Annotated in this window: 18 protein-coding genes; 9 read left to right on the top strand and 9 right to left on the bottom strand. The window is 61.8% G+C overall.

The genetic code is table 11. From position 1 onward, the window contains the following. The first annotated feature begins 75 nt into the window (after nucleotides 1-75). Nucleotides 76-552, top strand: a complete 477-nt coding sequence (locus AC3YMN_RS02890; RefSeq protein WP_489888861.1) for an NUDIX domain-containing protein — start codon at nucleotides 76-78, stop codon at nucleotides 550-552. A 3-nt stretch (nucleotides 553-555) separates the two neighbouring features. Here AC3YMN_RS02890 and AC3YMN_RS02895 read toward each other — a convergent pair whose 3' ends face one another. Then, nucleotides 556-1,515 carry a glutathione S-transferase family protein gene (locus AC3YMN_RS02895; protein ID WP_489888862.1) on the bottom strand — a complete coding sequence of 320 codons (960 nt, stop codon included), beginning with the start codon at nucleotides 1,513-1,515 and terminating at the stop codon, nucleotides 556-558. 353 nt (nucleotides 1,516-1,868) lie between these two features. Between AC3YMN_RS02895 and AC3YMN_RS02900 the strand changes: the two genes are divergently transcribed. From AC3YMN_RS02900 to AC3YMN_RS02910, 3 genes are all read left to right on the top strand, one after another. Further along, on the top strand, nucleotides 1,869-2,411 hold the full coding sequence (locus tag AC3YMN_RS02900; RefSeq protein WP_489888863.1) for a GNAT family N-acetyltransferase: 543 nt from the start codon (nucleotides 1,869-1,871) through the stop codon (nucleotides 2,409-2,411). A gap of 89 nt (nucleotides 2,412-2,500) precedes the next feature. Further along, nucleotides 2,501-3,121 (top strand): CoA pyrophosphatase, encoded by a 621-nt coding sequence (locus AC3YMN_RS02905; RefSeq protein WP_489888864.1) that lies wholly within the window; start codon nucleotides 2,501-2,503, stop codon nucleotides 3,119-3,121. Next, nucleotides 3,118-4,305 (top strand): CCA tRNA nucleotidyltransferase, encoded by a 1,188-nt coding sequence (locus tag AC3YMN_RS02910; RefSeq protein ID WP_489888865.1) that lies wholly within the window; start codon nucleotides 3,118-3,120, stop codon nucleotides 4,303-4,305. Before AC3YMN_RS02905 ends, AC3YMN_RS02910 begins: the two co-directional genes overlap by 4 nt. A gap of 33 nt (nucleotides 4,306-4,338) precedes the next feature. Here the strand turns inward: AC3YMN_RS02910 and hemF are convergent, their stop codons facing one another. Further along, nucleotides 4,339-5,232 carry an oxygen-dependent coproporphyrinogen oxidase gene (hemF, locus tag AC3YMN_RS02915; RefSeq protein ID WP_489888866.1) on the bottom strand — a complete coding sequence of 298 codons (894 nt, stop codon included), beginning with the start codon at nucleotides 5,230-5,232 and terminating at the stop codon, nucleotides 4,339-4,341. Further along, on the bottom strand, nucleotides 5,229-5,732 hold the full coding sequence (locus tag AC3YMN_RS02920; protein WP_248305104.1) for a tRNA (cytidine(34)-2'-O)-methyltransferase: 504 nt from the start codon (nucleotides 5,730-5,732) through the stop codon (nucleotides 5,229-5,231). The genes hemF and AC3YMN_RS02920 overlap by 4 nt, the downstream gene beginning before the upstream one ends. Nucleotides 5,733-5,930: 198 nt before the next feature. Here AC3YMN_RS02920 and petA point away from each other — a divergent pair, with 198 nt between their 5' ends. The 5 genes from petA to AC3YMN_RS02945 all read left to right on the top strand — a co-directional run bounded on the left by petA (nucleotide 5,931) and on the right by AC3YMN_RS02945 (nucleotide 9,487). After that, nucleotides 5,931-6,461: a ubiquinol-cytochrome c reductase iron-sulfur subunit gene (gene petA / locus AC3YMN_RS02925; protein WP_489888867.1), complete on the top strand. Its 531-nt coding sequence runs from the start codon at nucleotides 5,931-5,933 to the stop codon at nucleotides 6,459-6,461. A gap of 14 nt (nucleotides 6,462-6,475) precedes the next feature. After that, nucleotides 6,476-7,726 (top strand): cytochrome b, encoded by a 1,251-nt coding sequence (locus AC3YMN_RS02930; RefSeq protein ID WP_127753737.1) that lies wholly within the window; start codon nucleotides 6,476-6,478, stop codon nucleotides 7,724-7,726. A 17-nt stretch (nucleotides 7,727-7,743) separates the two neighbouring features. Next, nucleotides 7,744-8,595: a cytochrome c1 gene (locus AC3YMN_RS02935; RefSeq protein ID WP_489888868.1), complete on the top strand. Its 852-nt coding sequence runs from the start codon at nucleotides 7,744-7,746 to the stop codon at nucleotides 8,593-8,595. Between the two features lie 139 nt (nucleotides 8,596-8,734). After that, entirely contained in the window at nucleotides 8,735-8,929 is a 195-nt protein-coding gene (locus AC3YMN_RS02940; protein WP_489888869.1) for a hypothetical protein, read from the top strand. Nucleotides 8,930-8,953: 24 nt separating this feature from the next. After that, on the top strand, nucleotides 8,954-9,487 hold the full coding sequence (locus AC3YMN_RS02945; protein ID WP_172123832.1) for an adenine phosphoribosyltransferase: 534 nt from the start codon (nucleotides 8,954-8,956) through the stop codon (nucleotides 9,485-9,487). On the opposite strand, the gene AC3YMN_RS02950 is transcribed toward AC3YMN_RS02945, so the two are convergent. The 6 genes from AC3YMN_RS02950 to AC3YMN_RS02975 form a co-directional block, all read right to left on the bottom strand. Continuing rightward, entirely contained in the window at nucleotides 9,488-9,886 is a 399-nt protein-coding gene (locus tag AC3YMN_RS02950; RefSeq protein ID WP_489888870.1) for a GFA family protein, read from the bottom strand. A gap of 67 nt (nucleotides 9,887-9,953) precedes the next feature. Next, a complete protein-coding gene (locus AC3YMN_RS02955; protein ID WP_489888871.1) occupies nucleotides 9,954-10,346 on the bottom strand; it encodes a VOC family protein in 393 nt (130 codons plus the stop codon). A gap of 92 nt (nucleotides 10,347-10,438) precedes the next feature. Next, on the bottom strand, nucleotides 10,439-11,458 hold the full coding sequence (locus AC3YMN_RS02960) for a TerC family protein (RefSeq protein WP_127753731.1): 1,020 nt from the start codon (nucleotides 11,456-11,458) through the stop codon (nucleotides 10,439-10,441). A 145-nt stretch (nucleotides 11,459-11,603) separates the two neighbouring features. After that, nucleotides 11,604-11,948, bottom strand: coding sequence for a hypothetical protein (locus AC3YMN_RS02965; RefSeq protein ID WP_489888872.1), 345 nt, complete (start codon nucleotides 11,946-11,948; stop codon nucleotides 11,604-11,606). 31 nt (nucleotides 11,949-11,979) lie between these two features. After that, the gene (locus AC3YMN_RS02970; protein WP_489888873.1) at nucleotides 11,980-12,537 is read right to left on the bottom strand and encodes a MaoC/PaaZ C-terminal domain-containing protein; all 558 of its coding nucleotides are present in this window, start codon (nucleotides 12,535-12,537) and stop codon (nucleotides 11,980-11,982) included. Beyond that, nucleotides 12,534-13,013 carry a MaoC/PaaZ C-terminal domain-containing protein gene (locus AC3YMN_RS02975; RefSeq protein WP_489888874.1) on the bottom strand — a complete coding sequence of 160 codons (480 nt, stop codon included), beginning with the start codon at nucleotides 13,011-13,013 and terminating at the stop codon, nucleotides 12,534-12,536. The genes AC3YMN_RS02970 and AC3YMN_RS02975 overlap by 4 nt, the downstream gene beginning before the upstream one ends. Nucleotides 13,014-13,068: the final 55 nt, after the last annotated feature.

A 13,068-nucleotide genomic window follows, 5' to 3' on the forward strand; every position in this document is an offset into this window, starting at 1 on the left:
AAATGACGAACTCACTCAAGGCACGATTTTGTGGTCGGCAACACTCTGCTAGGCCTAAGTGAACGGAGTGAAGCCATGCAGATGAATCGGTTTCAGCGCATTCGAGCCAAGGTGTTCCTCAACGTCATGGGGCTGACGCACCGCATGACCATCGGGGCGCGGGTGATGCTGGTGGACGGGAACAAGGTGCTGTTGATTCGGCACACCTATGTGCCGGGCTGGCAGTTTCCCGGCGGTGGGGTGAAGCCAGGGGAAACCGCCGAACTGGCCGCGCAGCGCGAACTGGTCGAGGAAACCGGGTATCGCAGCACGGGTCGGCTCGAGCTGTTCGGGCTTTACCACAATACGGGCCCAGTGACGAACCGGGACCATGTGGCATTCTTCGTTGGGCGCGAGTTCGAGCAGGCGTTCGAGTTCAAGCCTAACTACGAGATCGCCGAGGTGGGCTGGTTCGATCGCACGCAACTGCCCGAAAAGGTTACCCCCGCGACCTCGCAGCGCGTCGACGAAGTGTTCGACGGGGCGCCACGCCGCGAGACCTGGGGCTACTGAGCCTTAGCTCAGAAAGGGCAGTTCGGGGCCGATGGGAATGATCCGCGTCGGATTAATGGTGACGTGGCTCCAGTAGTAGTGGGTGCGAATATGGTCGAGGTCGACCGTTTCCTTGACGCCGGGCACCTCGTAGAGCGCCTTGAGATAATGCGAGAGGTTGGGATAATCGGCAATGCGGCGGCGGTTGCACTTGAAGTGGCCGACATATACCGCGTCGAACCGCACCAGCGTGGTAAAGAGACGCCAATCGGCTTCGGTGATGTTCTCGCCGGTGAGGTAAGCGGTCTGGCCGAGCAGGTCCTCCACCCAGTCGAGGGCTGAAAAGAGCTTGACCACGGCTTCGTCATAGGCGGCCTGGGTCGTGGCAAAGCCGGCCTTGTAGACCCCGTTGTTGATGTCGTCATAGATGCGTGGGTTGAGCTCATCGATGCGCTCGCGCAGCTCGGCGGGATAGAAGTCCTCGGTGTTGCCGGTCAGCTCGTTGAAGGCCGAGTTGAACATGCGGATGATCTCGGCACTTTCATTGGACACGATGGTGCCGCGCTGCTTGTCCCAGAGCACCGGCACGGTGACGCGGCCGGTATAATGCGGGTCGGCCTCGGTATAGACCTGCCAGAGCATGTCCTTGCCAAAGAGGGCGTCGCCAGTGGAGCCTTCATCCGTGCGGAAGGTCCAGCCGGTCTCGTCGGGCATTTTGGGGGAAACGACCGAAACCGAGATCAGATCATCGAGCTCCTTGAGGCGCCGGAAGATTAAGGTGCGATGCGCCCAGGGGCAGGCGAGGGACACATAAAGGTGGTAGCGGCCCGCTTCGGCCTTGAAGCCGCCTTCGCCAGAGGGGCCGGGGCTGCCATCGGCGGTGATCCAGTTGCGAAAGCCCGATTGGGAGCGCTCGAACTTTCCGCCGGTCTTCTTGGTATCATACCATTGGTCGGACCATTTTCCGTCGATCAGCTGTCCCATGATGAGGCTCTTTCACGAGTTTGTTGCGCATGCGAGGTAAAGTCCCGCAAGCGTCGGGTTGTTGCAGGATTGAACGGGGAAATAGGGGAGAATGCCCGCCCGGATAAGCAGCCAAATCGGCAACAAATCGTTGTGCAAAAGAAACACGGACCGCTCGCTCTTGTTTTTGCCGGCACCCGGTACGACCTTTTTGTTTACGCAGGGCCATGGTGGTGCTAATGCGGATTTCAGGCGTGGAGGCGCCCAGGATGGTAAAGGTTTTGCTGGCAACACGACGACCCTAGAGGGTTTTTGAGCGGCGCGCTTTTTGTGGCGCCGGGTTTCTGCCTGCTGCTTCCATGTTGGATTTTGCCATGACCATTGCCGCGTCCACAGCCGTTTCGGCTGCTCCTCATGCCGGTGTGCTTTCCGTTCGCCCAGCAACTCCTGCCGATGACGCGTTCATCGATGAGTTGCAGGCCATTGCCTTTGGCCCAGGCCGGTTTGCGCGCACGGCCTTTCGCATCCGCGAGCGCTTTCCGATCGACAAGAGGCTGAGCCTTGTTGCCGAGGTCGATGGCGTGCCGTGCGGTTCGGTGTGGATGACCCCGATCAGCGTGGGCGGCAGCAATGGCTATCTGCTGGGCCCGCTGGCAACGCACCCCAATTTCCGCAAGCGCGGCGCCGGCAAGCTGCTGGCGCTGGAAGTCAGCAAGCGCGCGCTGGCCCGCAACGAGGGCAAATTCGTGCTGCTGGTGGGTGACCAGGATTATTATTGCCCGCTGGGGTGGGTCCCGACCGTGCCTGGTGCCATCCAGTTCCCCGGGCCGGTCGACCCCAACCGCGTGCTGCTGCTGGCCGAAGATCCGGCGCTGGCCAAGTCGCTGAGCGGCGTGATCGGCGCCTTCGGGGCCTGAAGGCTACCCGCACGCTGCTTGCAGAAGGGGCGTGCAGGGGACGGCGCTGTGTCATAGATAGGGGCGATGATTGTTCGCGCCGGTGACGCTTGATTGCAGAACTAGACCTTGATGGGCTGGCAGCACGGCTGCTGGCGCAGCCCCCAGCTTTGCCCGAACGCCACCTGTTGGTGCCCGACTGGGCGCCAACACGGCCGTTCGACCGGGCGCCCGTACCGGCGGCGGTTTTGATCGCGCTGATCAAGCGGCCGGAGGGACATACGGTGCTTTACACCGAGCGCTCGCCCGATTTGCGCTCGCATTCGGGGCAGGTGGCGTTTCCCGGCGGCAAGGTTGACCCCGAAGACGAGGATGTCGCCGCGGCGGCGCTGCGCGAGGCTTATGAGGAAGTGGGGATGGTGCGCAGCGATGCGCAGGTGCTGGGTTTCATGCCCACTTATTTTACCGGTACCAACTACCTCATTACCCCTGTGGTGGCGCTGGTGGAGCCGAGCGGCCCGTTCGTGCCTAATCCGGGGGAAGTGCATTCGGTCTTCGAGGTGCCGCTGAGCCGGGTGCTCGATCCGCAAAGCTATGGCGAGGTCAAGGTGGAGCGGGGTGGAACGGTGCACCGCACCTGGCAGATCGACCATGACGGGCACCGGATCTGGGGCATCACCGCCAATCTGACGCGGCGCTTTCGCGACGTGGTGATGGGGGCAGGGCCATGACGGGGGCAGCCGAAGCGCAGCAGCGCTTGCGCGATGCCGAATGGCGGCAGCGCGCCGAAACCCAGGCAATCTTTGCGGTACTCGATGGCGCGGAGGGACGGACGCGGGCTGTGGGCGGCGTCGTGCGCGACACCATCCTTGGGCGCAGCGATGTCGATATCGACATGGCTACGCAATTGTTGCCCGAGGCCGTGATGCAGCGCGCGCAAGAGGCCGGGATCGCGGCTTACCCGACGGGCATTGCGCATGGCACGGTGACGTTGCGGCTGGGGGAAACGCTGGTCGAGGTCACGACCTTGCGGCGCGATGTGGAAACCGATGGCCGCCATGCGGTGGTGGCGTTCGGGACTGACTGGGCCGAGGATGCGGCCCGGCGCGATTTCACCCTTAATGCGCTTTATGCCTGTGCCGACGGCACGCTGTTCGATCCTTTAGGCGGGTTGGACGATGCGCTCAATCGCAGGGTGCGGTTCATTGGCGATCCGGCACGGCGAATCGCCGAAGACGGCTTGCGGGTTTATCGGTTCTTCCGATTTTCGGCGCGGTTTGCCGGGCAGAGCCTAGATGCCGCAGCCCTTGCGGCCTGTGCCGCGGCGGTTGGTGCGCTCGATCATCTTTCCGCCGAGAGGGTGGGCGGAGAAATGCTGCGGATGCTGGCCTTGCCGCAGATCGCGGCGACCTTGCGGGTGATGGCCGGTATCGGGTTGCTCGACCTAGAGGCGCCGACCCTGGCGGCGCTGGAGCGGTATGAAGAACTCGGTGGGGTGGCGGTGAGTGGGCGGCTGGCGCTGCTGTTGGGAGAGAACAATCCAGAACAGCTGCAGCACAGCTGGCGATTGGCCAATGAAACCGTCCGCGAAGCCGTAGAGGTGCGCGCGGCGGCAAGGCTGCTGTTGCAAGGCCAGTTGAGTGAAGCGCTTTATCGCTTTGAGGCAGGGTGCGGGGAAGGGGTCCTCGTCGCGGCGGCATCGGGTGACTGGAGTGCCGAAGCAACCGTCGAGCTGCAGCGGCGGGTCGAGGAAATCGTCGTGCCGCCCTTGCCCATTGGTGGCGCCGATCTGCTTAAGCTGGGCATGAAGCCAGGCCCGGCATTGGGCCAGGAGCTGGGGCGACTGGAAGCGTTGTGGCTGGCCAGCGATTTTGCGCTGGACCGGCAGGCGCTGCTGGCAGCCGCCCAGGTATGAGCGGAGCCGAGCGCCTGCAGCAGTCCAGATGGGTCAGGGGAAGCGCACTTCGGGCGGCATGGACGACAGAATCGAATTCACATTGCCGCCGGTCTTGAGGCCGAAGGTGGTGCCGCGGTCGTAAAGCAGGTTGAACTCGACATAGCGGCCGCGACGCACCAGCTGCTCATGGCGGTCGGCTTCGGTCCAGGCCTGTTCGAAATTGCGGCGCACCAGACGGGGGTAGATGTCGAGGAAGGCCTCGCCCACGGCCTGGGTGAAGGCGAAGTCGGCTTCCCAGTCACCGGTATTGTGGTGGTCATAGAAAATGCCGCCAACGCCGCGATGCTCGTTACGGTGGGGCAGGAAGAAGTACTCGTCGCACCATTGCTTGAAGCGCTCGTAGTCGACGCCCGGGCGGTTCTCGCAGGCGGCGCGCATGGCGGCGTGGAAATCAACGCTGTCTGGATCGGTCTGGGTGCGCCGGCGGTCGAGCACCGGGGTGAGGTCAGCACCGCCGCCGAACCACTGCTTGCCGGTGACGATCATGCGCGTGTTCATGTGCACGGCCGGCACATGCGGGCTCCAGGGATGCACGATGAGGGAAATGCCCGAACTCCAAAAGCTCGCGCCTTCCTCGGTGCCGGCGATCTGCTTGGCGAAGTCGCCCGAGAAATTGCCGTGTACGGTCGAGATATGCACGCCGGCCTTTTCAAAGACCCGGCCATGAAGCATCGACATTTCGCCGCCACCGCCCGCCGCACGATCCCAAGGCGAACGCTCGAACTGACCGGCGGTCAGATGGGCATGGCTGCCTTGATGTTCACGCTCGATGGCCTCGAACTCGGCGCAAATGCGATCCCGCAGCTGCCGGAACCAGGTGGTGGCGCGGGTTTTCTTGGTCTCGATATCGTCTGGGATATTCATGCTTGGGATATGTACCGTCATTGCAGGCTCGTCCACCCGTCAGTTTGTCGTTTGGCTTCCCCCAGAATAAGCGCTGCCGCGACGGCGACATTGATCGAGCGCAAACCGGGCTGCATCGGAATGCGAATCTTGAGATCCGCGATTTCGGCGACCGCATCAGGTACGCCAGCGCTTTCGCGGCCCATCAGCAGAATGTCGTTCTCTTGGTAGCTCGCAGCATAGGCGGAAGTCGTGGCCTTGGTCGTAAGCAGCACCAAGCGGCGCCCGGCCGATTGCCGCCAGGCATCGAACTGGCTGAACCCGGTATGCTCCACTACGCTGGCGCGATCCACATAGTCGAGCCCCGCACGGGCCAGGTTCTTTGGTGAAAAGGGGAAGCCGGTGGGATGGATGATGTGGATGGTCGTGCCCACGCAGGCGCAGAGCCGGATCAGGGTGCCGGTGTTGTTGGCGATATCGGGTTGATAAAGGGCGAGATCGACCGGCATGAGCTTGATCGTGGCAAGGGAGCGCGCAGGCATAGTCCAATAGCTGGCGAAAGGCGCCGGGTATAGTGTCGCAGCCAGCCTCGTTCATTCCCGCGCGCTCTGGACAAGCGCCGGGGACAGTGCAAAAAGAGCGCACCTGACGGGCCGCTTGAGGGCGGACGGCGGCCGATTCTGCGTAGGTGGGAGCTGGCTGCGCTTGCCGGCCGCGTCGAAGTGTATTGTACGGGGATCGTGACCTTGGCTACGCAAGCTGAACATTCATCCACGCGACGGGATTTCCTGTTTGTGGCAACCGGGGCCGTAGGGGCTGTAGGCGCCGCTGCCGTGGCCTGGCCGCTGATCAATCAGCTGAACCCGGATGCGTCTACGTTGGCGCTGGCCAGCATCGAATTCAACCTTACCGGCATCGAAGAAGGCCAGGCGGTCACCATCATGTGGCGCGGCCTGCCGGTGTTTGTGCGTCATCGCACTCCGGCCGAGATCGAGGAAGCCCGCGCTGTGCCGCTGGCAGACCTCAAGGATCCCGAGACGGACGAGCAGCGCACCCAGGAAGGCCACGAGCAGTGGCTGATCATGATCGCGAACTGCACTCATCTCGGTTGCGTGCCGGTGGGTCAGTCCGGCGACTTCGATGGCTGGTTCTGCCCGTGCCATGGCTCGCACTACGATACGGCCGGACGTATTCGCAAAGGTCCCGCACCAAAGAACCTGGTGCTGCCGCCTTATAATTTCGTCAGCGATACGCTGGTCCAGATCGGTTAGTGGGGGCTTCGCCGATGTCAGAACATTCAACTTACCAGCCGGGTACCGGTGTAGAAAAGTGGCTCGACGAGCGGTTGCCCGTTGTCAGGTTTGCCAAAGAGCACCTGATGGACTTTCCGACGCCCAAGAATCTCAACTATTTCTGGACCTTCGGGGCCATTCTGGCGATCATGCTGGTGGTGCAGATCGTCACCGGCATCATTCTGGCGATGCACTACACCCCAAACATCGCCATGGCATTCAACTCGGTTGAGCATATCCGCCGTGACGTGAATGGCGGGCGCATCATCCAGGCCACCCACGCCGTAGGCGCCTCGATGTTCTTTGCCGCCCTCTACATCCATATGGGCCGCAACCTGTATTTCGGGTCCTACAAGGCTCCGCGCGAGATCCTGTACATCATCGGCGTGCTGATCTTCATCATGGTGATGGCAACGGCCTTCATGGGCTATGTGCTGCCATGGGGCCAGATGAGCTTCTGGGCCGCTACCGTTATCACCAATATCTTTGCGGCGATTCCGATTGTCGGTAACCCGATCCTGGAGCTGCTGCGTGGCGGCTTTGCTGTCGACAATCCGACGCTGAACCGCTTCTTCTCCTTGCATTACCTGCTGCCATTCGTGGTCGCAGCACTCGTGGCGCTCCATATCTGGGCGCTGCACGTGCCCGGCAACAACAACCCGACCGGCGTTGACGTGAAGTCGAGCCGCGATACCGTGCCCTTCCATCCGTACTATACGATGAAGGACCTGTTCGCGGTCGTGGTCTTCGCCATTCCCTTCGCGTGGTTCGTGTTCTTCATTCCCGATATCCTTGGCCACCCCGACAACTATGTCATGGCCAACAGCCAGGTGACGCCGGCGCATATCGTTCCCGAATGGTACTTCCTGCCCTTCTACGCGATCCTGCGCGCCATCGACTTCAACATCCTGTTCATCGACTCGCGTCTTGGCGGCGTCATCTTCTTTGCCGGCTCCATCGTGATCCTGCTGTTCGTGCCGTGGCTCGATCGGTCGCCGGTTCGCTCGGGCACCTTCCGCCCGCTGTTCAAGTGGTTCTACTGGCTGTTCATCATCAACTTCCTGGCTCTGGCCTATCTGGGCGCGGCGCCGGCTGAAGGCATCTATGTGGTGCTCGCCAAGATCACGACGTTCTACTACTTCTTCTACTTCCTTGTTGTTCTGCCCTTCCTGCCGATGTTCGAGAAGCCCCGGCCCTTGCCGACCAGCATCTCGGAAAGCGTACTGGGCAAGGCACTGCCGTGACGGTTGGGATCAGGTCAATGTTCAATATCAAGACACTCATCTCCGCCGCAGCAGTGTCGGCCGCTCTGATCGCAGTCCCGACTGTCGCCCAGGAAGCCGATACCCACGCCACTCCGCATATCGAGCGGCAGGACTGGAGCTTTGCCGGCATTTTCGGCACCTATGACCAGAACCAGCTGCAGCGCGGCTTCCAGGTGTACCGGGAAGTTTGTGCCAACTGCCACAGCGCCAATCTGCTTGCTTTCCGCAATCTGGCCGAGCCCGGTGGCCCGCACTTCTCGGAAGAACAGGTCAAGGCCCTGGCGGCCGAATATGAGGTTGCCGATCCGGCAGCCGAGGGCGGCGTTCGGCCGGCCGTACCAGCAGACCGCTGGCCGGCGCCTTTTGCCTCCGATCAGGAAGCTCGCGACGCCAATGGCGGCTCCGTGCCGCCGGACTTCTCCGTGCTGGCCAAGGCACGTGGCGTCAGCGATCCGTTCCCCACCTGGATCTTCAACTACTTTACCGGTTACGCTGAAGGCGGCCCGGATTATATCCACGCGCTGCTCAACGGCTATGTCGAACCACCTGAAGGCTTCGAGCTACCGGAAGGCAAGTACTACAACGAGTACTTCCCAGGGCACGCCATCGGCATGGCACCGCCCCTGGCGGACGACCAGATCACCTATGAACCCGGTGAAGACGGCCAGACTGTTCCACAGACAGTCGAGCAGTACTCGCAGGATGTGAGTGCGTTCATGATGTGGCTGGCCGAACCTGGCCTTGTGGCGCGCAAGCAGACCGGCTTTGTGGTTCTGCTGTTCCTGTTCGTGTTCGCGGGCCTGCTGTGGTTCACCAAGAACCGCATCTGGAAGAGCGTCGAGCACTGAGTGCTCGCCGCCGAACTGCGTTGAGTTGAAGGGTCCTACGGGACCCTTTTTTCACGCCATGCCCCAGTTCGGGCCTATCCCCTTGTTATTCTCGCGCGAGACCGCATTATGGGTCTCGAATCTTCGCCGAGGAGCCGTCATGTCCGCGATCCGCATTGCTGTTACCGTGGTGAGTGCAGCCGTGGCCGCCAGCCGCCATCCCGTGGTGCGGGCGGGCATGCGGGCGGTGGCCAACAATCCCAAGGCGCGCGATGCAGCCGTGACCGTTACCCGAGGTGCCGCCTACCAGGCCGGAGTGGTGGCACGGATAATCGTTCGGCGCCGGCTGCGCTAAGCTTCCCAATATTGCGAGTGTTTCATGCCGCTTGACCTGCAATCGCTGGTTCGCACCATTCCGGACTACCCCAAGAAGGGGATCCTGTTCCGCGATATCACAACGCTGATCGAGCACCCCGAAGGGTTCAGAGAAAGCATCGAGCGTATTGCTGCGGCCCATCGCGACCTCGGCATTACCCATGTGGCGGGAATAGAGGCGCGCGGCTTTATATTCGGGGCAGGGGTGGCGATCGCGCTCGGCGTGGGTTTCGTGCCGATTCGAAAGCGCGGCAAGCTGCCGGGCCAGACCATCGGCCAGAACTATGTGCTGGAATATGGCGTCGACACGATCGAGATCCACGCCGACGTGCTGACCGACGTGCACAAGGTGCTGCTGGTGGACGACTTGATCGCCACCGGTGGGACGGCCTTGGCGGCTGTGGGGCTGCTGCGGCGCACGGGTGCCATCTGCGACCATGCGGCCTTTGCCATCGACCTGCCCGACCTTGGCGGCGCCGAAAAGCTGCGTCACGAGCAGGTCGAGATTTATTCGCTGATGGCGTTCAGCGGCCACTGACTACCAGTTATTGCGGCCATCCACCTGGGAAACGGGCAGGGAGCTCGGGTCGAAGTCGGGAATCATGCGCAAGTTGACGGTGATGATCCGGTTGGCAGGGATGGCGTCGGTCATGCCGGGCTTGAGCGTGCCGTCAAGGTTGTAGAGTGAGCCCCAGTCCGGGCAGTCGCTGTGCGTGTTGCTGCCGCACGTGGCGCAGAAATGATGCAGGTTCACCCCTTCGCTGGCCGAGTAGACCTGATCGTTAGTCGCGGTGATGCGAACCTCTTCAGGGGCAAAGCTGGCCCAGACGGCGCCCACGCGATTGCACAAGGTGCAATTGCACTCATGGGCTTCGGTGGGGGCTTGCAGCATCTCGATCCGGGTGGAGCCGCAGTGGCAGGTTGCAACAAGTGTCATCGTGGTTCTCCCTGAGGGTTGTGGGAGCAACCTGCCAGAAAGGGATGACAGAGCCTGTCAGCAGTCCTCAGGCGGCAATGGATTCCTGGTTGTCGAGGAGGCAGAACTGGTTGCCCTCGGGGTCGCGCAGAATGGTGCAAGTGGGTAGCACGCGCACAATCTCAGCGCCGGCCTGGGTCAGCTTGTCCACTTCGCTAGGGCGATCTGAGGCGACGATATCGAAGTGAACGCGGTTGTTGTCGGGCCGGCGGCCGTCGATGTTTTGAAAGCAGATGCTGGGTCCGGGGCCGTCGAGCATCACCATCTGGCCGGCTTCGTGAGCCAGGCCCAAAGCGGCCAGGCGGGCAAGTTCCGCCTCGTCCTGTTGGCGCAGTGCATAGCCGTCCAGCAGATTGACCCAGAACTGGGCGAGCTCGGTTGGCTGTTCGCAGTCAAAGACGATCTCGTGGATGGCACCCATGCCCGATCTCCTGTTCCAATTCCCGCATTGCTTAGAAAGGAATTGCGGCAAGACTAGGCAGGGGTGCTCCAAGGGGCGTCACGCGGGGCCGGTTAGGGCTCCAGCTGACCGGTTTTGGGGGCCTCTTCAGCGCTGATATCGGGCTCGTTGCGGGTCTTCCACAAGGAGAAGAGCACGCCACCGGCCAGGATACCAACGGTCACGACCAGCGAGAGCAGGGTGTCGATCTTGATCTCGAGGGGGACGAGGAAGATCTTGATACCCACCAGCACCAGCACGATGGCAAGAGCCGTTTGCAGGTAGCGGAACCGGTTCATGGCGGCAGCCAGGGCGAAGTAGAGCGCGCGCAGGCCAAGGATGGCGAAGATGTTGGAGGTGTAGACGATGAAGGTGTCCTGGGTCACGGCAAAGACCGCCGGCACGGAGTCCACCGCAAAGATCAGATCGACGGCTTCCACCATGATCAGCGCCACCGCCAGCGGGGTCAGGAACATCACCACCTTACCCGTCTTGGGGTCTGGCTCACGCACGGTGAAGGCGCGGCCATGCAGGCGATCGGTGATGCGGAAGTGCTTGCGCAGGAAGCGGAAGATCGGGTTGTGCTCGATATCGGGCGTTTCATCCTGATGCTTGAACATCCGGAAGCCGGTGAAGATCAGGAAGGCGCCGAAGCCGAACAGAATCCAACTAAAGGAGTGCACCAAAGCAGCGCCAAGGCCGATCAGAATGGCGCGGAAGGCGATCACGCCCAGAATGCCCCAGAATAGCACGCGGTGCTGGTAGAGGCGGGGGATGCCAAGGAAACCAAAGATCGTGGCGATGACGAACATGTTGTCCATCGCCAGGCTCTGCTCGATCAAATAGCCGGTGTAGAATTCCAGCCCGGCTTCGGCGCCGCGCGCCCACCAGACCCAGCCGCCAAAGGCCAGAGCAATGGCGACGTAAAAGCCATAAAGCGTCAGGCTTTCGCGCGCCGAAATTTCGTGTTCGTCCTTGTGCAGAATGCCAAGGTCAAACACCAGCAATGCGATAACGACCGTGATAAACGCGGCCCAAAAATAAACGGGGGTACCCAAAAAATCGCCCGAAAGGGCGGCAAGAAGCGATTCCATCGCCGGACCATCTCCATGTGAACATTGGAGCAGCTCCGACATCGCCATAGTGAACTATGACCAGAGGGGCCCGGCGCCGCACAGCAAGAATGCGCAAATGCGGCGAAAAGTTCAACCCGGTGCGGCAGGATGCCGCCCAGTTAATTCAGCGGGGAGCGCAGAGCATGACGACAGCGTCGTTTGTTTCGAGCTGGATCACAGTGCCACGGGTAGGGTCGGGCACGATCCGACCGGCCTGAATGCCGCGCGCTGACTTGAGGCCTCCGTCGTTGAAGCCCACTCCATCCTGGTAGCCGGTGATGCTTCCGGTTCCCGAAGCGGCATCCGCAAGGGCTGTGGAAGCAAAGCCATAGACCGCACCATAGATGGTCAGAATGCCCGCCTTGCCGCCGGTCTCGTCGCGGCAGCTCCAGTTGCCCTCAAAGCTTTGCGCTGAAGCGGGCAGAACCAGCAGGGCGATGAAGGCGTAGGAAAGGGTGATTCGGCGCATGGCGTTAGTGTGAATCGCCTCCGTGCGCTGTTCAACTGCGTCGGGCGATGAGCGGGCCGATGAGCGGGAGGTTGGTGAGTGCCTGCAACAGTTTTTGCCACCAGGGCATCCGGTAATCGCGTAATTTCGAGAAGCCGACCAATTCGGCGCTATAAACAAGATCGCCGTGCTGATTGGTGCCGGTCAGCCGGTTGAACAGCAAGCCCCAACCCGGCAGGGAATTGGAGGGGCGCTTGCCGGTGACGACAAGCTGAAAGCTCACCACATCGTCGGGCCGGACTGGCGTGGGGAAATCCATGCTGTTGACACCGGGGGAGGGGCCGGACACGCCAGGCTCACGGCCAAGGGCGCGCAGGCGTTCTTCCTCGGCAAACAGCGCGTCGACCATCTTGCGGTGACCGACGCTGGCGATGTGCCAGCCGCTGGCAACCAGCCCGCCTAGATAGCTTGCTTGAGCCATTTCTGGATTGGTGTGCACGGGCTGGGGATCATAGAGGCTGGCGAAGCGGACCATGTCTTCGGTCGCAAAGCCATGGGCACCCAGATCGAACACTTCATCGATGACGATGTCTTCAAACCAACGGGTCATACGGACACTCCCGATGCTTGGGTGGGTATCCGCAGGGACAGGCGCATCTGCAGCACCGGCTGGCGCTTCTGATTGCCGACATCAAAGTTTAGAGCCACGATGCCGAGTTCGGGTTGGCTCGGCAGACTCGTCAATTCCGCAATGGTAGCGGTGCCGCCGATATCGTCACCAACCATGACCGGATTTTTCCACTTCAGATCCCGAACGCTGGCGATTCCTGCGGAGTTGGTGGTGGCAAGGAAGCTATCGCCCAGCATGCGCAGGCACAGCGCGCCAGTCTGCCAGCCGCTGGCGGCCAGGCCGCCAAGCAGCGAGGCTTGGGCTGCACTTTCATCGAGGTGAAACGGGAAGGGGTCGAACTCACGGGCAAAGCTCGTGATCATGTCCCGCGTTACGGTGGTGCGACCAAGCTCGATCACTTCGCCGAGCTGCAGATCCTCCCAGAAGCGGGGAGAGGTAATTACCGGTTCGGTCATGCAGTTGCCCCTTACGTCAAGGCGGTTGTGCACGCTTCAGACGTGGCGGGCAAGA

It is taken from the genome of Devosia sp. Z11_6 (genome assembly GCF_058133665.1).